At 62.1% G+C, this 18,570-nt stretch carries 18 protein-coding genes; 1 reads left to right on the forward strand and 17 read right to left on the reverse strand.

Going from position 1 to position 18,570, the window contains the following annotated elements:
- Positions 1 to 82: 82 nt before the first annotated feature.
- Positions 83 to 1,006: a histone deacetylase family protein gene (locus DOD19_RS10625; RefSeq protein WP_112185397.1), complete on the reverse strand. Its 924-nt coding sequence runs from the start codon at positions 1,004 to 1,006 to the stop codon at positions 83 to 85.
- A gap of 131 nt (positions 1,007 to 1,137) precedes the next feature.
- On the opposite strand from DOD19_RS10625, the gene mltB reads away from it, so the two are divergent.
- Positions 1,138 to 2,262 carry a lytic murein transglycosylase B gene (gene mltB / locus DOD19_RS10630; protein ID WP_112185399.1) on the forward strand — a complete coding sequence of 375 codons (1,125 nt, stop codon included), beginning with the start codon at positions 1,138 to 1,140 and terminating at the stop codon, positions 2,260 to 2,262.
- A 66-nt stretch (positions 2,263 to 2,328) separates the two neighbouring features.
- Here the strand turns inward: mltB and cysM are convergent, their stop codons facing one another.
- The 16 genes from cysM to DOD19_RS10710 all read right to left on the reverse strand — a co-directional run bounded on the left by cysM (position 2,329) and on the right by DOD19_RS10710 (position 18,539).
- Complete coding sequence (gene cysM / locus DOD19_RS10635) at positions 2,329 to 3,231, reverse strand: cysteine synthase CysM (protein WP_024976260.1); 903 nt, start codon at positions 3,229 to 3,231, stop codon at positions 2,329 to 2,331.
- Between the two features lie 110 nt (positions 3,232 to 3,341).
- Positions 3,342 to 3,659 (reverse strand): helix-hairpin-helix domain-containing protein, encoded by a 318-nt coding sequence (locus tag DOD19_RS10640; protein ID WP_112185401.1) that lies wholly within the window; start codon positions 3,657 to 3,659, stop codon positions 3,342 to 3,344.
- A 137-nt stretch (positions 3,660 to 3,796) separates the two neighbouring features.
- On the reverse strand, positions 3,797 to 4,792 hold the full coding sequence (gene rfaD / locus DOD19_RS10645; RefSeq protein WP_024976262.1) for an ADP-glyceromanno-heptose 6-epimerase: 996 nt from the start codon (positions 4,790 to 4,792) through the stop codon (positions 3,797 to 3,799).
- Positions 4,793 to 4,810: 18 nt separating this feature from the next.
- Entirely contained in the window at positions 4,811 to 5,743 is a 933-nt protein-coding gene (gene rfaE1 / locus DOD19_RS10650; protein ID WP_112185403.1) for a D-glycero-beta-D-manno-heptose-7-phosphate kinase, read from the reverse strand.
- Between the two features lie 38 nt (positions 5,744 to 5,781).
- Positions 5,782 to 7,146 carry a UDP-glucose/GDP-mannose dehydrogenase family protein gene (locus DOD19_RS10655; RefSeq protein ID WP_024976264.1) on the reverse strand — a complete coding sequence of 455 codons (1,365 nt, stop codon included), beginning with the start codon at positions 7,144 to 7,146 and terminating at the stop codon, positions 5,782 to 5,784.
- Positions 7,147 to 7,210: 64 nt separating this feature from the next.
- A complete protein-coding gene (gene lapB / locus DOD19_RS10660) occupies positions 7,211 to 8,485 on the reverse strand; it encodes a lipopolysaccharide assembly protein LapB (protein ID WP_112185404.1) in 1,275 nt (424 codons plus the stop codon).
- 3 nt (positions 8,486 to 8,488) lie between these two features.
- The gene (locus DOD19_RS10665) at positions 8,489 to 8,812 is read right to left on the reverse strand and encodes a lipopolysaccharide assembly protein LapA domain-containing protein (RefSeq protein WP_004629192.1); all 324 of its coding nucleotides are present in this window, start codon (positions 8,810 to 8,812) and stop codon (positions 8,489 to 8,491) included.
- Between the two features lie 181 nt (positions 8,813 to 8,993).
- Positions 8,994 to 9,422, reverse strand: coding sequence for an integration host factor subunit beta (locus tag DOD19_RS10670; RefSeq protein ID WP_024976266.1), 429 nt, complete (start codon positions 9,420 to 9,422; stop codon positions 8,994 to 8,996).
- A 45-nt stretch (positions 9,423 to 9,467) separates the two neighbouring features.
- Positions 9,468 to 11,156, reverse strand: a complete 1,689-nt coding sequence (gene rpsA / locus DOD19_RS10675; protein ID WP_004629196.1) for a 30S ribosomal protein S1 — start codon at positions 11,154 to 11,156, stop codon at positions 9,468 to 9,470.
- Between the two features lie 135 nt (positions 11,157 to 11,291).
- Complete coding sequence (gene cmk, locus DOD19_RS10680; protein WP_024976267.1) at positions 11,292 to 11,987, reverse strand: (d)CMP kinase; 696 nt, start codon at positions 11,985 to 11,987, stop codon at positions 11,292 to 11,294.
- A gap of 26 nt (positions 11,988 to 12,013) precedes the next feature.
- A complete protein-coding gene (gene aroA, locus DOD19_RS10685; RefSeq protein ID WP_112185406.1) occupies positions 12,014 to 13,318 on the reverse strand; it encodes a 3-phosphoshikimate 1-carboxyvinyltransferase in 1,305 nt (434 codons plus the stop codon).
- Positions 13,319 to 13,343: 25 nt separating this feature from the next.
- A complete protein-coding gene (locus DOD19_RS10690; protein WP_024976269.1) occupies positions 13,344 to 14,252 on the reverse strand; it encodes a prephenate dehydrogenase in 909 nt (302 codons plus the stop codon).
- A gap of 96 nt (positions 14,253 to 14,348) precedes the next feature.
- Complete coding sequence (hisC, locus tag DOD19_RS10695; protein WP_112185408.1) at positions 14,349 to 15,473, reverse strand: histidinol-phosphate transaminase; 1,125 nt, start codon at positions 15,471 to 15,473, stop codon at positions 14,349 to 14,351.
- Positions 15,474 to 15,525: 52 nt separating this feature from the next.
- On the reverse strand, positions 15,526 to 16,641 hold the full coding sequence (gene pheA, locus DOD19_RS10700) for a prephenate dehydratase (protein WP_024976271.1): 1,116 nt from the start codon (positions 16,639 to 16,641) through the stop codon (positions 15,526 to 15,528).
- Positions 16,642 to 16,728: 87 nt separating this feature from the next.
- Positions 16,729 to 17,865: a 3-phosphoserine/phosphohydroxythreonine transaminase gene (serC, locus tag DOD19_RS10705; protein ID WP_024976272.1), complete on the reverse strand. Its 1,137-nt coding sequence runs from the start codon at positions 17,863 to 17,865 to the stop codon at positions 16,729 to 16,731.
- A gap of 113 nt (positions 17,866 to 17,978) precedes the next feature.
- On the reverse strand, positions 17,979 to 18,539 hold the full coding sequence (locus tag DOD19_RS10710; RefSeq protein ID WP_012761551.1) for a DUF2059 domain-containing protein: 561 nt from the start codon (positions 18,537 to 18,539) through the stop codon (positions 17,979 to 17,981).
- Positions 18,540 to 18,570: the final 31 nt, after the last annotated feature.

An 18,570-nucleotide genomic window follows, 5' to 3' on the forward strand; every position in this document is an offset into this window, starting at 1 on the left:
GCCCTACATGCGAGGAACGATTCTTTAACGATGTCTTTATTACTTTTTCGAATGTCATCGACGATTCGTCATCGTTGAGTGCTCAAAGCTCAGCCAGCGCCTTGACATGTGCCACCACGCTGCGGCCCAGCGCGCTGAGGTTGTAGCCGCCCTCGAGGCAACTGACAATGCGGCCCTTGGCGTGCGTGCGGGCCACTTGCATGAGTTGCTTCGTGATCCACGCGTAGTCGGCCTCGACCAGGCCCATCTGTCCGAGATCGTCTTCGCGGTGCGCATCGAAACCGGCGGAGATGAACAGCATTTCGGGCTGGAACGCATCTAAGCGAGGCACCCAAATGGTCTCCACCACTTCGCGTACGGTCAAACCGTTCGTGTAGGCCGGCAGCGGGATGTTCACCATATTGGCCGCCACCGCCTCCGTGCCGGAATACGGATAGAACGGGTGCTGGAAGATGCTGCACATCAACACGCGCGGCTCATCGATGAACGCCGCTTCAGTGCCGTTGCCGTGGTGCACGTCAAAGTCGACGATCGCCACGCGTTGCAAGCCGTGATGGTCCAGCGCATGACGCGCGGCCACAGCCACGTTGTTGAAGAAGCAGAACCCCATCGCACGGCCCGGTTCCGCATGATGACCAGGTGGGCGCACGCTGCAGAATGCGTTCTCCAGCTCGCCGGCGATAACCTTGTCGGTGGCGTCCACCGCGGCACCTGCGGCCAGTACTGCGGCCATATAAGTGTGCGGGTTCATCGAGGTGTCGGGATCGATCGGCATATAGCCGGCAATCGGCACGCTGGCCACCAACTCGCGCACGTATTCGGTGCGATGGACGCGACACAGCTGCGCCTCGGTGGCGGGCGGCGCCTCGCAGGGAACGAGCAGGTCGTCGATGCGGCTGGCGATGAGCTGGTCTTCGATCGCGCGCAGGCGGTCCGGGCATTCGGGATGGTGCGGTCCCATCTCGTGCCGGAGGAATTCGGGATGCGTGTAGAGGCCGGTCGCCATGTTGTTGTGATCCGGTGTGCTTCAGTGTCTCCAGCCGCTACGTTAGCACGGCTGCGCGACAACGCCGCGCACCCTGGGCGATCCAGCAGAGGCATCCGCTACAATGCCCCGATCCCGTATGAAGCCTGCCCATGAGCCAATCGCCTTCTTCCCGTCGTCCCATATTGCGCGCCCTGGTGGCTGGCGCAGCGCTCTCCGCGCTCTCTTTCCCGGCGCTCTCGCTGGCTGCCAAGAAAGCTGCCAAGTCGCCCAAGCGCCGCGTAGCGGTGCATGAAGAAGAGATCGACCCCGATCGTTATCGCAACAACCCACAAACGCAGGCCTTTATCGGCATGCTGGTCGCGCAGTACAACTTTGACCGGACATCGCTCGATACGCTGTTCGCGGGCACGGCCTATTCCGCAACGGTGGCGCGCCTGATCCTGCCTCCGGCCACGCCCGCGCGTCGCAGTTGGACGGCCTATCGCGGCCGCTTCATCGAGCCGATCCGCATTGGCGCAGGCGTGCGGTTCTGGCAGCAATACGGCGACACACTGCGCCGCGCCGAGAACGAATTCGGCGTGCCAGCCGACGTGATCGTGGGCATCCTGGGCGTCGAGACGATCTACGGCCGAGACATGGGCAATTTCCGCGTGATGGACGCGTTGTCCACGCTGGCCTTCGACTATCCCGACACGCCCAACCGCGAAGACCGCAGCACGATGTTCCGCAACCAACTCAAGGACTTCCTGCTCTGGTGCCGCGACACGGGCGCGGATGCGTTCTCGATCCTTGGCTCATATGCGGGGGCAGTCGGCATTCCGCAATTCATGCCGACCAGCATCCGCGAATACGCCGTCGATTACGACCGCGACGGCCATATCGACCTGCGCAACAGTGCGGTGGATGCCATCGGCAGCGTCGCGCGCTTCCTGCAGATGCACGGCTGGGAGCCGAACCGCCCTGTGATGTGGAACATTGCCGGCGATACCGACAGCCAGGGCATTGCGGCAGCGGCCGCAGACGGCCAGCCGTATCCTGGCATGACGTTGTCCAGGCTCACACGCGCTGGTCTGGCCCTGGCTCCGGGCGTCGATGCCGCCCGTGAGCAGGAAACCGAAGTGCTGATGATCGATCTGCCCACGCCTGGGCAGCCAACCGAATACCGCGTCGGCCTGCGTAACTTCTACGTGCTCACGCGCTACAACCGCAGCTTCTTCTACGCGGCCGCGGTGTATGAGCTGGGCCAGGCCGTACGGCAGGCGATGCAGGGGTGATCCGTCGCCCACGCAAAAAAAAGCGCAGCTTCGGCTGCGCTTTTTTCATGGCGACGCGGCGTGTCGTCAGGCGGGAAAGACACCCGTCGACAAGTAGCGATCGCCTCGGTCGCACACCACGAAAGCGATCGTCGCGTTTTCGACTTCCTCGGCCACGCGCAGCGCCACGCACAAGGCACCCGCCGCAGATATTCCACAGAAGATGCCTTCTTCGCGAGCCATGCGACGCGCCATGTGCTCGGCATCGGACTGACTTACCGGCTCGGTGCGATCGATGTACTTCGGATCGTAGATCTTCGGCATGTACGCCTCGGGCCACTTGCGGATGCCCGGGATGCGTGAGCCTTCTTCCGGCTGTGCGCCCACGATCTGGATGTCGGCGTTCTTCTCTTTCAGGAAGCGCGAGACACCGGTAATCGTGCCCGTCGTGCCCATCGCCGAAACGAAATGCGTGATGCGGCCTTCGGTGTCGCGCCACAGTTCAGGGCCGGTGGTCTCGTAGTGCGCGAGCGGGTTGTCCGGGTTGGCAAACTGATCGAGGATGACGCCCTTACCTTCCTTTTCCATCGCATCGGCCAGATCGCGTGCGTATTCCATGCCGCCCTTGACGGGGGTGAGGATGATCTCCGCGCCATAAGCGGCCATGCTTTGGCGGCGTTCCACCGACAGGTCTTCCGGCATGATCAGCACCATCTTGTAGCCACGCACGGCGGCGGCCATGGCCAGGGCAATGCCTGTGTTGCCCGACGTGGATTCGATCAGCGTGTCGCCCGGCTTGATGCGGCCACGCGCTTCGGCGTGCTTGATCATGGACAGCGCAGGGCGATCCTTGACCGAACCGGCGGGGTTATTGCCCTCGAGTTTGCCGAGGATGACATTGCCGCGGCGCGCGTTGCCTTCGCCGGGAATGCGCTGGAGCTGAACCAGCGGCGTGTTGCCGATGGTGTCTTCAATGGTGAGATAGGCCATGATGCGTGGGGGACGGGAATCAAAGCATTGTAATGCAGCCCAAATCCCTCCCCCGCACATGGCAAAACGCCCCGCTCGGGGCGGGGCGTTGTCGGCAGATGATCGCAGACTTATTTCTTCTTCGCGTCCTTGCCCTCCTTCTTGGCTGTGGCCGGCGCCGGTGCCGGAGCACCGAACGTCAAACCTTCGTTCTCCAGCTTGACGAGCGTCTTGTCGCCAATGCCGGACACGCGAGCCTTGAAGTCGGCGGCGTCCTTGTACGGACCGTTCTTGGTGCGCTCTTCAATGATCGACTTGGAACGCTTGGGACCGATGCCGGACAGCGTCTCGAGCGCAGCATGATCTGCAGTATTCACATCTACCGCGGCCCACGAGACCGACAGCATCGACAGCGACATCAATGCAGTGGCCAACAACTTCTTCAACATGTGCTTCTCCTTGGTATAGGGAACAAAAAAACCGCCACGTGAGCGGCGGTTTCGGCACATCTTAAAGAGCATCTTGGCGATGCTGCAGCGCGCAGACAAAAAGTCACACGCTGTCTTATTGTTGAGGTGCTATGCGATCAGGCCGGCTGCTTCAACAGCCACTCGCAGTAACGTTCGACGCCTTCCTGGACCGTCAGGAACGGCGCCGTGTAGCCCGCCGCGCGCAGGCGCGACTGGTCCGCCTGCGTGAAGCACTGGTACTTGCCGCGCAACGCATCCGGAAATTTCACGTACTCGATCAGGCCTTCCTGTGCCAGTTCTTCGGTGGAAAGCGCCGGTTTGCCTTCCGCTGCGCGCAACGTGTTCACGACCGTCGTGGCGATGTCGTTGAACGGCTGCGCGCGGCCCGTACCGAGGTTGAAGATGCCCGACTTGTCCGGATTGTCGAAGAAGAACAGGTTGACCTTCACCACATCTTCCACGGACACGAAATCGCGCATTTGGCCACCTTGCGGGTAGCCGTTGTACTCGCCGAACAGCTTGACGGTACCTTCTGCGCGGAATTGGTTGAAGTTGTGGAACGCCACAGACGCCATGCGACCCTTGTGCTGCTCGCGCGGACCGTAGACGTTGAAGTAGCGGAAGCCGACGATCTGCGACAGCGCCGTCGGCATGACACGGCGCACGATCTGGTCGAACAGCAGCTTGGAATAGCCGTACACGTTGAGCGGCCGCTCGAACTCGGGCTCTTCGCGGAACGTTTCCGACGCGCCGTATGTGGCTGCCGACGACGCATAGAGGAACTGCACGCCTTGGTCCAGGCACGCGCGCATCACCGCCAGCGAGTAGCGGTAATTGTTGTCCATCATGTAGCGGCCATCGGTCTCCATGGTGTCGGAGCAGGCGCCCTCATGGAAGATCGCGCGGACCTTGCCGAACTCGCCGCGGGCAAAGCGTTCGACAAAATCGGTCTTGTCCAGGTAGTCGCTGATCTGGCAGTCGACGATGTTCTTGAACTTGTCGGCCCGCGTGAGGTTGTCGACGGCGATGATGTCGGTCTCGCCGCGCTCGTTCAGGCCTTTGACGATGTTGGCGCCGATAAAGCCTGCCGCGCCGGTGACGATGATGGTCATGATCCGTTGATCAGGTGATCAGTTGAAGAGTTCTGCGTGGGTGACGACAGCCGTGCCCAGCTTGCCGACCACGATGCCGCCTGCGCGATTCGCGTACTGCACGGCTTCCTTGATGTTGGCGCCCGCGCCCAGCAGCGTGGCCAGTGTGGCGATCACGGTATCGCCGGCGCCGGAGACGTCGAACACTTCGCGCGCCTGCGCCGACACGTGCAGCACCTCGTGCTCCGTGTAGAGCGTCATGCCTTCTTCCGAGCGGGTGAGCAACAGCGCCTCGAGCTGCAACTCGCGACGCAGGTTCTGTGCACGGATGGTGAGGTCCTGCTCCGATTTCCATGAACCCACCACCTGGCGCATCTCGGCACGGTTGGGCGTAATCATGGTGGCACCCTTGTAGCGCGAATAGTCATCGCCCTTCGGGTCGACAAGCACGCGCCGGCCCGCTTGGCGTGCCGTCTCGATCATCTTGCCGACGTGCGTGAGACCGCCCTTACCGTAGTCCGACAGCACCACGACATCGTGCTGCGGCACCAGCGTGGCGAAACGATCGAGCACCGACATCAGCACTTCGTGCGTGGGTGCGTTCTCAAAATCGACGCGGATCAATTGTTGCTGACGTGCCAGCACGCGCAGCTTGATCGTCGTGTTGACCGCCGGGTCACGATGCAGGTGACCCGTAACGTGGCTCTCGCCAAGCAGCGTTTCGATGGTGCGGCCCGGCTCGTCGTCGCCAATCACCCCGAGCATGGTGGCCTGCGCGCCCAGTGCCGCCACGTTGCGCGCCACGTTGGCGGCACCACCCAGGCGTTCTTCCTGACGCTTGATCTGCACGACCGGTACCGGTGCTTCCGGCGAAATCCGATCGACGTCTCCAAACCAGTAGCGGTCGAGCATCATGTCGCCGACCACGAGAATACGGGCGGCGTGGATCTGTTCGGAAGCGAGCGTGGTCATGGGTCTGGGCGCCGGCAGCGGCCGGTGGGTCTCGGTGATTACGATTGGGTGGAGCGCCCGATGGCCTGGTATTCAAAGCCCGCGTCGCGCATGGCTTGCGGCTCGAACAGGTTGCGGCCGTCGAACACCATCGGGGTCTTCAACAGGGCCTTCACGGCGTTGAAATCCGGGCTACGGAACGCCTTCCACTCGGTCACGATGACCAGCGCGTCGGCATTCTTGAGCGCGTCCATCTGACCGGCACAGAACGTCACACGTTCCAGTTGCTCGGCAGAAAGATCGAGTGCCAACGCGTGGCGGGCTTCTTCCATCGCAACCGGGTCATACACTTGCACCCGCGCGCCACGCGCCAGCAGCGCAGCAATCAGGATGCGGCTCGGTGCTTCGCGCATGTCGTCGGTGTTCGGCTTGAAAGCCAAGCCCCAAATGGCGAAGGTGCGGCCGGTCAGATCGGCGCCCATGCGGTCTTCGATCTTGTCGACCAGCACTTCCTTCTGCTTGTCGTTGACCGCTTCAACGGCTTCCAGCACGTGCAGCGTCTGACCGTACTCCTGCGCCGTGCGCACCAGCGCCTGCACATCCTTCGGGAAGCACGAACCGCCGTAACCAGTGCCGGCGTAGAGAAAGCTGTAGCCGATACGCGGGTCTGAGCCGATGCCCAGGCGAACGAGTTCGATATCCGCGCCCACCTTGTCGGCCAGATTGGCCATCTCGTTCATGAACGAGATGCGCGTGGCAAGCATTGAATTGGCGGCGTACTTGGTGAACTCGGCGGAGCGCACGTCCATGTAGAACGTGCGTTCGTGGTTGCGGTTGAACGGCGCGTAGAGGGTGCGCATGATGGCCTTGGCGCGTAGGCCGTCGTTATCGCCATACGTGCCGAGCACGATGCGGTCCGGGCGCATGAAATCGTCCACCGCGGCGCCTTCTTTCAGGAACTCCGGGTTCGACACCACCGAGAAGCCGACGTCCGACTTGCCGCGCGTTGCCAGTACTTCACCAACCGCAGCGCGCACCTTGTCGCCCGTTCCCACCGGCACCGTCGATTTGTCGACGATCACCTTAAAGCCCGTCATGTGCTGGGCGATGTTGCGAGCGGCCGCGAGCACGTACTTCAGGTCGGCCGAACCGTCTTCATCTGGCGGCGTGCCCACAGCAATGAACTGCACGTCGCCGTGCGCCACGCTGGCAGCCACGTCGGTCGAAAACTGGATGCGGCCGGCCGCGCGGTTACGCTCGATCAGCTCCTTCAGACCTGGTTCGTAGATGGGCACGCCGCCGGCGTTGAGCAGATCGATCTTCTTCTGGTCGACGTCGAGGCAGAACACATCGTTGCCCAGCTCTGCCAGACAAGCGCCGGTGACCAGACCGACATAACCGCTACCGATGATGGTGATTTTCATACGAACACTTAAAGATTAAAAAAGCGCCAGCGCGGCCGCTACAAACACGCCACGCCGGACTGAATTACATGCTGGCGCCGCCGCTGCCGCCGAGCGTCTCGGTCCGGCGCGGTGCATACGTTTCCCAGCGGTTGCAGCCGGGGCATTGCCAATAGAACAACCGCGCCCGGAAACCACACTCCTGGCAGGTATAGCGCGCCAGATTGCGCGTACGGCTTTGCAGCAAATCGCGAATGGCACCGAGATCTTGCGCGCGCTGAATGTCGGCATTGCTGCCCGCTTCAACGGGGTCTGCGAGCGCACTTTCGGCGACGTCGGCCGTCGCGGGCGCTTCATGGCCAACCGCCTCAGACGCCCGTGTCGCTTCGGCTTCCACCAGCCGCGTCAACGCCATCAACGAGGGCTGACGACGGATCTGGTCGCGCATCAGCGCCACGGCATCGTCGATACCGTGGACGTCCAGTTCGTATTTGTAGACGGTATCGAGCAGTTCGGGGCCAAGGCGTGCGTCCATCTTGGAGCGCAGCCAAGCGAGTCCCTCGGCGGCACGGCCAATCTGCGTGTACGCCTTCATCAGGCGTTCAGCCACCAGCGGCAAGAACGCCGTGTTTTGTTGTTCAATGCTGCGCCAACGCTTGATGGCGCCTTCAACGTCACCCCGCCCTTGCGCCACATCGCCCAACTGGATGGTAGCGCGCACGTTCTTGGGATTTTCCTGCAGGGCACGTTCCAGCCACTCGACGGCAGTCGGCACGTCCTTGCGCTGCAGCGCTTCCTGCGCGACCTCGCAGCAGAACTGCGCAATCTGCACGGCGTAATCCTTGCCTTGCAGCTTTTGCAATTCGCGCGCTGCGTCAATGGCCTTGCGCCACTCCTTCTCGATTTCGTACAACTCGAGCAGCACGCGCTTGGCCGGCTCGGCAAATGTGCCTTCCATCAGCATCCGCAGGGATTCCTCCGCGCGATCCAGCAGGCCCGCGCGCAGGAAATCCTGTCCCAGTTCAAACAACGCGTGATCGCGCTCATTGGGGGGTAGATCGGGACGGTTGACGAGATTTTGGTGAACGCGGATAGCGCGTTCGGTTTCGCCGCGCCGGCGGAACAGGCTACCGAGCGCAAAGTGCAGCTCCGTGGTCTCCGGGTCGAGACGCGCAACTTCAATGAAAGCGTCGATGGCCTTGTCCGGCTGCTCGTTGAGCAGGAAATTCAGCCCCTTGAAATACGAGCGCGGCAGCGACGATTGTTCGGTGCGCAACTGGCGGGCATCAAGCCGAGCAGCCACCCAGCCCAAGCCAAACACCAGGGGGATGGCCAGCAGCCACCAGAGATCAAAATCCATGCGTCAGACCTTGGGGCCGGGAACGTGATACGGAGAATCGGCGACCACGGGCGTCGGCACCTCGGTCACCTCTTCGGCCTTCTTCATGCGACCGATCTGGCGACGCAAGCGGCTTGCCGTAAAGCGATGCCGCATCACGCGCGGTGCCATCGCCAGCATGGCCAACAAGATGCCGGCAACAAAGAATGCCAAGGCGATCAGGATCAACGGTGCATGCCATACCACGCCAAACGGGAGCACGAGCGAGACTTCCGCCGTGTTGTGCAGTGCCAGCACGAAGAGCAGCACGAACAACAGAATGCGGATGACCCAGACGAGAAATTTCATGCGGATTCGGAAACGGACGGCGGTGAACAGCCGGAAACGGCGCGATTGCCGGGTTGTGCCGCATTGTAGCGGATTCATATGGCGGCCAGCCACGCCGGGCTTGGCGGCAGACAAGCATCGTCGGAATAAAAAACGCCCCGACAAGCGGGGCGTTCTTGAAACTACCAAGTACTACCTAGGCTTAGCGCGACATGGCTAGCGGCACCACCGTGTCTACCGGAAAACCGGCAGTCTGGCGGGTGCTGTCAGTCTGTCGCACAGCCTTTACAGCCGCAAGCGACACGGCAGGCTCGCCCTCCGAAGAAGGCTCGCCTTGTCGCTCCAGGCTGCGGTCAACCCGTTCGCGCAACTCCTTGCCCGCCTTGAAGTGCGGCACCCGCTTCTCGGGTACCAGCACCTTCTCGCCCGACTTGGGATTGCGACCGACACGCGGCGGACGACGATTCAGACCGAAACTTCCGAATCCGCGGATCTCGATGCGGTGGCCGTCCGCCAAGGCGTCGGACATCGCATCCAGGATCGTCTTGACCGCGATATCGGCATCCCGCAGCAGCAGCTGCGGGAAGCGGGCGGCCAGCTTTTCCACGAGTTCGGACTTGGTCATGGGCATCTTGCGCGCGTCCTCGTCGTTCTTTAGGGTCGACCCGGTTGATGCTTACTGATTGGTTTCGTTCAGCTTGGCCTTCAGGAGCGCGCCGAGGTTCGTGGTACCAGCTGCGCCGGTATCCGCCGAGAACTTCTGCATCGCTTCCTGTTGGTCAGCGCTGTCCTTCGCCTTGATGGAGACGTTGATGTTGCGCGACTTGCGATCGATGTTGACGATCATCGCGGTCATCGTTTCGCCTTCCTTCAGCACGTTGCGGGCATCTTCCACGCGGTCGCTCGAGATTTCCGAGGCGCGCAGGTAGCCTTCAACGTCGTCAGCCAGCTGCACCACGGCACCCTTCGGATCAACGGCCTTGATCGTGACCTGCACGATCGAACCCTTGTCATTGGTCGAGATGAAGTTGTTGAACGGGTCGCCCGACAGTTGCTTGATACCCAGCGAGATGCGTTCCTTGTCGACGTCGATGGCCAGCACAACAGCTTCCACTTCGTCGCCCTTCTTGTACTTGCGAACGGCTTCTTCGCCAGTCTCTTGCCACGACAGGTCCGACAGGTGCACCAGGCCGTCAATGCCGCCCGGCAGACCGATGAACACGCCGAAGTCGGTGATCGACTTGATCTGGCCAGCCAGCTTGTCGCCCTTCTTCTGGTTGCGTGCGAAATCGTCCCACGGGTTGGCCTTGCACTGCTTCATGCCCAGGCTGATACGACGCTTGTCTTCGTCGATATCCAGAACCATGACTTCCACTTCGTCGCCCAGTTGGACAACCTTCGACGGGGCCACGTTCTTGTTGGTCCAGTCCATTTCCGACACGTGGACCAGGCCTTCGATACCAGCTTCGATCTCGACGAATGCGCCGTAGTCGGTCAGGTTGGTCACCTTGCCGAACAGACGGGTGCCTTGCGGGTAGCGGCGCGAGATGCCGACCCACGGATCTTCGCCCAGTTGCTTGACGCCCAGCGAAACGCGGTTCTTCTCTTGGTCGAACTTGAGGATCTTGGCGGTGATTTCCTGGCCAACCGACAGCACTTCGCTCGGGTGACGCACACGACGCCATGCCAGGTCGGTGATGTGCAGCAGACCGTCGATGCCACCCAGATCCACGAACGCGCCGTAGTCGGTGATGTTCTTGACGATACCGTTGACGATCGCGCCTTCCTTGAGCGTCTCCATCAGCTTCTGACGCTCTTCGCCCAGCGTGGCTTCAACCACGGCACGGCGCGACAGCACAACGTTGTTGCGCTTGCGGTCCAGCTTGATGACCTTGAATTCGAGGGTCTTGCCTTCGTACGGCGTGGTGTCCTTGATCGGACGCACGTCGACGAGCGAACCCGGCAGGAATGCACGAATACCGTTGACCATGACAGTCAGGCCGCCCTTGACCTTGCCAGTCACCGTACCGGAGATGATCTCGCCAGATTCCAGTGCCTTCTCAAGGTTCAGCCACGAAGCCAGACGCTTGGCCTTGTCGCGCGACAGGATGGTGTCGCCGTAGCCGTTTTCCAGTGCGTCGATCGCGACCGAAACGTAGTCGCCGACTTGCACTTCCAGCTCGCCCTGGTCGTTCAGGAATTCTTCGACCGGAACAAAAGCTTCAGACTTCAGGCCCGCGTTCACAACGACGAAGTTGTGGTCGATACGCACAACTTCCGCAGAGATCACTTCGCCAGCCTTCATATTGGACTTGGCGATCGACTCTTCGAACAGGGCGGCAAAAGATTCGTTAGTTTGGGACATAAAAAATAGGCATCCGCAGAACATGCCTCGCATTGCTTTCGCACAGAATGGGCGAAGACACGCATGCGGGGTTATAAGTTGAACAACCGCCGGCGGCGACATGCCACCGGCACCGATCGAACCGGTTCAGCCGAGTCAGTTCGCCTTGTTGGCGCCCTGCACTTGGCGGTACCAGTCCAGTACCTGCGCGACCACTTCATCGACCGTCATGTCGGACGAATCCAGTTGCCGCGCATCTTGCGCCGGACGCAGCGGCGCGACACTACGGGTGCGATCCCGCAAATCACGCGCCTCCAAGTCCTGCGAAAGACTTTCCACTGTAGCAGAAAAACCCTTTGCAATCAATTGTTTATAGCGCCGCTCGGCGCGTGCCTGCACGCTTGCCGTCAGGAACACTTTGAGCACCGCTTCGGGGAAAACCACCGTGCCCATATCGCGGCCGTCGGCCACGAGACCGGGTGCTTCCAAGAACGCCCGCTGACGTGCGTGCAACGCCTCACGCACCGCGCCATGCACGGCGATCGCCGAAGCCTGGTTGCCAACGGACTCATGGCGCAGCGCCAAACTCACATCCTCGCCCTTGAGCCAGATGTGATCTGCCTTGAAGCGCACATCGAGTTCGCGTGCGATACGCACAAGACTCTCAACGTCGTGGTCGTCGATGTTCTCGCGCATGCTGGCGAGCGCCACCAATCGGTACAGCGAGCCGCTATCTAGCAGGTGAAAACCGAGCAGATCAGCGATCTGGTGAGCGACCGTGCCCTTGCCAGATGCGGTCGGTCCGTCGATGGTGATGACCGGATACGGCATGGAAGCAGCGGTTTCGGACATGATGAACTCTGGCAGTTAATTGCGATTCAAGCGGTGATGCCGCCGAACGCCGTGAAATATTCCGGGAACGTCTTGGCGACGCAGCGCGGGTCATTGATACGCACGGACACTGGGCCGAACGCCGCCAGTGAGAAAGCCATCGCCATGCGGTGGTCATCGTAGGTGTCGATGCCGCCGGCCGGCGGGGTCCATTGCGACGGAGGCGTCACGCGAATGTAGTCGGGACCCTCCTCCACCTCGGCGCCAAGCTTGCGCAGTTCCGTAGCCATGGCGCTCAGCCGGTCGGTCTCCTTGACGCGCCAGCTCGCAATATTGGTCAGCGTGGTCGTGCCGTCGGCAAACAGTGCGGCCACCGCCAGCGTCATTGCCGCATCTGGAATGTGATTGCAATCCAACTCGACGGCGTGCAGCTTGCCGTCGTCCCGCTCGGCGCCCCGCACTTCGATCCAGTTGCCGCCGGCCATGACGTTGGCGCCCATGCGGTTAAGCGCGTCGGCAAAGCGGACGTCGCCCTGGATGCTAGACATGCCCACACCCTCCACACGCACCGGCCCACCACCAAGCGCGCCGGCGGCCAGGAAGTACGACGCGGACGAAGCATCGCCTTCTACAAAGATCTCACCCGGCGCCTTGTAGGCAACGCCGGTCGGCACGGTGAACGACGCCCAACCGTCGCGCACGACCTGCACGCCGAAGCGCGCCATCAGGTTCAGCGTGATCTCGATGTAAGGCTTGGAAATCAACTCGCCAACCACTTCGATGGTGACATTGCCGACAGACTCGACCAGCGGCAGTGCCATCAGCAATGCCGTCAGGAACTGGCTTGACACATCGCCGCGCACGCGGATCGGCGCGTCGATCTTGACCGGCGCGGCGTGGATCGCCAGCGGCGGATAGCCAGCGTTGCCCGTGTAGTCGATGCGCGCGCCAACTTGGCGCAGCCCGTCGACCAAGTCCCCAATCGGCCGCTCGTGCATGCGCGGCACGCCATGCAGCGTGTACTCGCCGCCTTGCAGCGCCAGCGCGGCCGTCAGCGGGCGGATGGCTGTGCCGGCGTTGCCCATGAACAGATCAGCCGACTTGTTCGGAAAGCGGCCGCCAGTGCCGGTGACACGGTATGCGTTGTCGCCCAGGCCCTCGACCGAGACGCCCAGCTTGCCAAGCGCATCGAGCATGACGCGCGTGTCGTCAGAGTCGAGCAGGTCGCGCACCGCGGTTTCACCCTGCGCGAGTGCAGCCAGCAGCAGCACACGGTTGGAGATGCTCTTCGAGCCCGGCAGCTTGATGGTGCCGCGCGCCGTCTTCAGCGGACCGACGTCCAGATATTCCATGAATCCACTCAGTTCAAAACAAACGTTATTCAGGTTGTGCGCCAGTGGCATTTCCTGGTGCCGCACGTTGCGGCCACGCCAAGCGCGCTTCGCTGGCACGGCGGAACACGCGCTCGAGCGCGACACCGTCGCGCTCCGCAATCATCGCCTTCAGACGCCCGATCACCGCTTCGTACGTTGTGAGTTCGCGCAGCAGCGCATCGCGATTCGACAGGCAGATGTCACGCCACATCTCGGGCGATGATGCGGCGATGCGCGTGAAATCGCGGAAGCCGCCACCGGCAAAATCGAGCTTGAGCGCCCCGTCTTCTGCATTGATGATCTGCGCGACCAGCGCATATGACAGCACGTGCGGCAGGTGGCTGACGGCGGCGAACACGGCGTCGTGCTGCACGGCCGACATGATGTGGCAATACGCTCCCGCCGCCTCCCACATCGCCTGCACACGGGCAACGTCGCTGCGCCGATTTTCCTGCAGGGGGCAAAGCACGGTCTTTTTGCCGACATAGAGATCGGGCAGCGCAGCCTCCACGCCGTTCAGCTCGCGGCCGGCAATCGGGTGGGCCGGAACGAACTGGCTGACCTGATCCCCCAGCGCCGTCTTGGCGGCCATGATGACGTCTGACTTGGTACTGCCGGCATCCGTGACGATGGTGTCCGGGCCCAGATGCGGCTGCATGGCGAGCAACAATGGCAGCGTCTGCGCGACGGGCGCGCACAGCACGACCATGTCGGCGCCGCGCACGGCCTCTTCCATCGGCAAGGCTTCGTCGATCACGCCAAGACGGATCGCCGCCTCAAGCGACGCGGCCGATCGCCCGACGCCTACGACGTGCCCAACCACCCCCGCGCGACGCAAACCCAGCGCCAGCGAACCGCCGATCAGACCGACGCCGACAATCACCAACCGGGAACTGGAAAAAGAAGAGGCCACAACACCGCCCTGCCAGAAAAAAGCAAAGCGGCATTGTAGCCCGATGTGCGCGGCGCCCGAGCCTGATACGGGGCGCTGCAGCGGTTGCGATAGAAGTTACGCGGCGGCTTTTTCCTGCGCCAGCGCCACTTCGAGTGCATCGATGAAGGTGGCGTTTTCTTCTGGCAAGCCGATGCTGATGCGCAGCCATTGCGGCAAGCCGTAGTTGCCGACCGGACGCACGATCACACCTTGCTTGAGCAACGCAAGGTTCACGCGCGCACCAGCACCGGTGTCTTCGCCCACGCGAACCAAGACAAAATTGCCCGAGGACGGCACGTACTGAAGGCCCAACCGATCAAACGCGTTCGTCAACTGCACGTAGCCGGCAGCGTTCAGTTCCGCCGATTGCCGCAGGAATTCCGCGTCATTGAGCGCCGCCACAGCAGCGGCCTGCGCTAGGCTATTGACGTTGAACGGCTGGCGGATGCGGTTGAGCAGATCGGTCAATTGCGGCTGCGCGATGCCATAGCCGACACGCAAGCCAGCCAGCCCGTAAGCCTTGGAGAACGTTCGCGACACCAGCAGGTTCGGGTACTGGCGCACCCAGGCAGTGGAGTCGTACTGCTGGTCGGGCTTGAGGAACTCGTTGTACGCCTCGTCCAGCACGACGACGACCGTCGGCGGCACCTTGGCCAGGAACGCCGCAATCTCGTCGGCCGACAGAAACGTGCCGGTAGGGTTGTTCGGATTGGCAATGTAGATCAGACGCGTGTCCGGCGTAATTGCCGCGGCCATCGCATCGAGGTCATGGCCGTACTCGCGAGCCGGCACCTCGATGGCGCGCGCCCCCACCTCCTGGGCTGCCAGCGCATACACGGCAAAAGAGTGCTGCGCATAAATCACAGCCTGCCCCGGCGATACCAGCGCGCGCGCCGCCAGTTCGAGGATGTCATTGCTACCGTTGCCGAGCGTGATCCATGTTTCCGGCACGCCAAACCTGGCATGCAACGCCGCCTTCAGGCTGAAGCCGTTGGCGTCCGGATAGCGCGCCAGCTCGTCAATGGCCGAGGCCATCGCGTTCTTGGCTGACTGCGGCATGCCCAGCGGATTTTCGTTGGACGCCAGCTTGACGATGCGCGCGGCATCCAGACCAAACTCGCGTGCCACTTCGGAAATCGGCTTGCCGGCCACATAAGGGGCGATGGCGCGGACATACTCGGGGCCGAACTGCAAAGACATGGGGTGCTCCTCTGTTATCGACGCTCTGCCCGTGCAGAGCGCCTTGAATCCCTCAATGTGCCGAGGGATAGGACCCCAACACTTTGAAATACGCCGCGTCGTGACGCAGCTTTTCCAGCGCGCGCGCCACCTGCGGGTCACGCTGATGGCCTTCTACGTCGACGTAGAAGTAGTACTCCCACGCGCCGCTGCGCGCCGGACGCGACTCGAAGCGGCACATCGACACGCCGTTCTCTGCCAACGGCGCCAGCAACTTGTAGACAGCGCCGGCCTCGTTCGGCACTGACAGGATCAACGATGTCTGATCGCGTCCGCTCGGCTCCGTCTCGTAGTTGCCGATCACGACAAAGCGCGTGCGGTTGTGCGGATCGTCTTCCACGTTGGCACGCACCACGTGTAGGCCGTAGCGGTTGGCCGCCTGCACGCTTGCCAGCGCCGCAACGGTTTCGTCCTCGCCAGCCATGCGCGCTGCCTCAGCGTTGCTCGACACAGCCTCGCGGGGCAAATTCGGATAGTTCGTGTTCAACCACCGTTGGCACTGGGCCAGCGCCTGCGCATGCGCACGCACCACCTTCACCTGCGACATGTCGCCCGTCTTGTGCAGCAAGTTATGGTGCACCCGCAGCGCGATCTCGCCGCTGATCTTCAGCGACGTCTGCAAGAACAGATCGAGCGTGCGCGACACCACGCCTTCCGTCGAATTCTCGACCGGCACCACACCGCAATCGACCGTGCCGGACTCCGCCGCACGAAACACCTCGTCGATGCTCGGGCACGGCATCGGCTGGATCTCGTGGCCGAAATGCGCGATCACCGCCTGCTCCGAGAACGTGCCCGCCGGGCCGAGGTAGCCGATGCGCAGGGCCTGTTCCAGACCACGGCAGGCGGACATCACCTCGCGCCAGATGGCGGCGATGCTCTCGTCGTGCAGGGGCCCTTGGTTGCCTGACTGCATCTTGCGGATGACCTGCAGCTCGCGGTCCGGCCGGAACGCCGGTGACGAATAGCGCTTCTTCACCTCGCCCACTGCCTGCGCCACCTTGGCACGGTCGGAGAGCAGCGTAAGCAGCTGGTTGTCAATTGCGTCGATCTGCGTGCGCAACGGCGCAAGCTCCGCCGCCAATGCGGCGTCCTTGTTTTGCTTCGTATCGTCTGACTGACTGGTCATTGTAGGAATCTGGTTCGGCAACGGATTGCAAATTGCCGCGCGAAGCGGGCGCTTCGCGCAATGTTCTGCCGTGATCGAGAGTCAGCCTTACGCAGACACTCGTTCAAACTCACGCATGAAGTCGACCAGCGCCTCTACGCCTTCCAGCGGCATCGCGTTGTAGATGCTTGCCCGCATGCCGCCCACGGACTTGTGGCCCTTGAGCTGCACCAACCCGCGCTCGCGCGCCTGCGTGAGGAACGCCTCGTTGCGCGACTCGTCGTTGAGGAAGAAGGGCACGTTCATGCGCGAACGGCACGTCGGATGGATTTCGTTGCGGTAGAAGCTGCTGGCGTCGATGAAGTCGTACAGCATCTTCGACTTGATGATGTTGCGCGTCTCCAGCGCCTCGACCCCGCCCTGGCGCTTGATCCACTGGAACACGAGCCCCGCGATGTAGATGGCGTAAGTGGGCGGCGTGTTGTACATCGAGCCGTTCTCGGCCACGAGGCGCCAATTGAATGCCGAGGGGCACAGCGGGTGGGCGTGCCCCAGAAGGTCCTTGCGGACGATGGCAATCGTCAGGCCGGCAGGGCCGATGTTTTTCTGCGCGCCGCCGTACAGGACCTGATAGCCGCTCCAGTCGATCGGCCGCGAGAGGATGTGGCTCGACACGTCGGACACCACCACACGCCCGTGCGCCTGACCGACGTCTGGCGTCTCCTGATATTCAACGCCAACAATGGTTTCGTTCGTGCACAGGTGCACGTAGGCCGCGTCCGACGACAACTTCCAGCTCGATACATCCGGGATCTTGTGGAAGCGCTCGGCCTCGCTGGTGGCAGCGATGTTCACCTCGCCATACTTGCGCGCTTCTTGCTGTGATTTGACCGACCACGTGCCGGTGACGACGTAGTCAGCCTTCGGCGCATCCGCCGACAGCCGACGCATGAGGTTCAGCGGCACGATGGCGTTTTCGGCGATGGCGCCGCCTTGCAGGAAGAGGATTTCGTAGTTGTCCGGCACCGCAAGCAACTGCCGCAAATCGCCAAACGCGGCTGCCAGGATGCTTTCAAATTCACGGCCGCGATGGCTCATTTCCATCACGCTCATGCCGCTGCCGTGCCAGGAAACCATCTCCTCTTTCGCCTGTTCCAGCACCTCGAGCGGCAACACCGCCGGACCTGCCGAAAAGTTGTACACGCGCGCCTGGCTGGCTTGAAGGGCTCGATCCGCTTGGTTCATAGGGCGAAGGGCAAAAGAAAAATGGCTGTCTGGGCGCAAACCCAAACAGCCATTATCTACCAACTGGCAGGGCGACGGGGATTGCGCCCCGATCGTCCGCCTATGCCGGCTAATTACTTCGCAGCGGCGGCAACTTCCTTGTCAGCCATGTCGCGCATCTTCTTGCCGACTTGCGGACCGTACTTCTGCATCACGTTGCCCCACACTTCCTGCATGGCCTTTCCTTGGTTGGCCATGAACTTCTGGCCGCTCGGCGTCTTCAGGAACGTGGTCAGGTCCTTGATTTCCTGGGTCGAGTAGTACTTGCCCAGCGAGTCATAATGGGCTTGCAGAGCGTCCTTGCGGAAAGCTTCCGTGTCGAAGTCCTTGCCAGCACCGTCGGTCATGCGCTGCACGGCGCCATTCTTCTTCAGCTTGTCGACAGCAGCTTGCTTCTGCTTGTCGTTCAGAGTCTTGTTCTCGACCAGCGCCTGCTCCAGCACTAGCGGGGCTTCCTGCTTAGCGCCATTGGCCAACACTTCACCCTGACCCTTGATGGCTGCATCAACGTTCATCGTCGTCAGCAGATCTTTGATGGCAGCCGTCTTGTCGGCGTCGCCAGCCTGCGCGAACGCAAACAGCGGAGCGAAACCGGCCACCACGATCAGATGTTTGAGTTTGAGACTCTTGTGCATTGTTGCTCCCTTGAGATAAGCGTTGCGTTTA

This window comes from Ralstonia sp. GX3-BWBA (assembly GCF_003290055.1).
Lineage (GTDB): Bacteria > Pseudomonadota > Gammaproteobacteria > Burkholderiales > Burkholderiaceae > Ralstonia > Ralstonia holmesii.

Bases quoted from the DNA above. Each gene is read 5' to 3' on its own strand.
- cysM (WP_024976260.1), bottom strand. From the start codon at position 3,231: ATGGCCTATCTCACCATTGAAGACACCATCGGCAACACGCCGCTGGTT.
- hisC (WP_112185408.1), bottom strand. From the start codon at position 15,473: ATGTCTTTGCAGTTCGGCCCCGAGTATGTCCGCGCCATCGCCCCTTAT.
- DOD19_RS10670 (WP_024976266.1), bottom strand. From the start codon at position 9,422: ATGCCCATGACCAAGTCCGAACTCGTGGAAAAGCTGGCCGCCCGCTTC.
- cmk (WP_024976267.1), bottom strand. From the start codon at position 11,987: ATGTCCGAAACCGCTGCTTCCATGCCGTATCCGGTCATCACCATCGAC.
- lapB (WP_112185404.1), bottom strand. From the start codon at position 8,485: ATGGATTTTGATCTCTGGTGGCTGCTGGCCATCCCCCTGGTGTTTGGC.
- DOD19_RS10640 (WP_112185401.1), bottom strand. From the start codon at position 3,659: ATGTTGAAGAAGTTGTTGGCCACTGCATTGATGTCGCTGTCGATGCTG.
- serC (WP_024976272.1), bottom strand. From the start codon at position 17,865: ATGAACCAAGCGGATCGAGCCCTTCAAGCCAGCCAGGCGCGCGTGTAC.
- DOD19_RS10655 (WP_024976264.1), bottom strand. From the start codon at position 7,146: ATGAAAATCACCATCATCGGTAGCGGTTATGTCGGTCTGGTCACCGGC.
- rfaE1 (WP_112185403.1), bottom strand. From the start codon at position 5,743: ATGACCACGCTCGCTTCCGAACAGATCCACGCCGCCCGTATTCTCGTG.
- pheA (WP_024976271.1), bottom strand. From the start codon at position 16,641: ATGACCAGTCAGTCAGACGATACGAAGCAAAACAAGGACGCCGCATTG.
- aroA (WP_112185406.1), bottom strand. From the start codon at position 13,318: ATGGAATATCTGGACGTCGGTCCGCTGAAGACGGCGCGCGGCACCATC.
- mltB (WP_112185399.1), top strand. From the start codon at position 1,138: ATGAGCCAATCGCCTTCTTCCCGTCGTCCCATATTGCGCGCCCTGGTG.
- rpsA (WP_004629196.1), bottom strand. From the start codon at position 11,156: ATGTCCCAAACTAACGAATCTTTTGCCGCCCTGTTCGAAGAGTCGATC.
- DOD19_RS10710 (WP_012761551.1), bottom strand. From the start codon at position 18,539: ATGCACAAGAGTCTCAAACTCAAACATCTGATCGTGGTGGCCGGTTTC.
- DOD19_RS10625 (WP_112185397.1), bottom strand. From the start codon at position 1,006: ATGGCGACCGGCCTCTACACGCATCCCGAATTCCTCCGGCACGAGATG.
- rfaD (WP_024976262.1), bottom strand. From the start codon at position 4,792: ATGACCATCATCGTCACCGGCGCGGCAGGCTTTATCGGCGCCAACATC.
- DOD19_RS10665 (WP_004629192.1), bottom strand. From the start codon at position 8,812: ATGAAATTTCTCGTCTGGGTCATCCGCATTCTGTTGTTCGTGCTGCTC.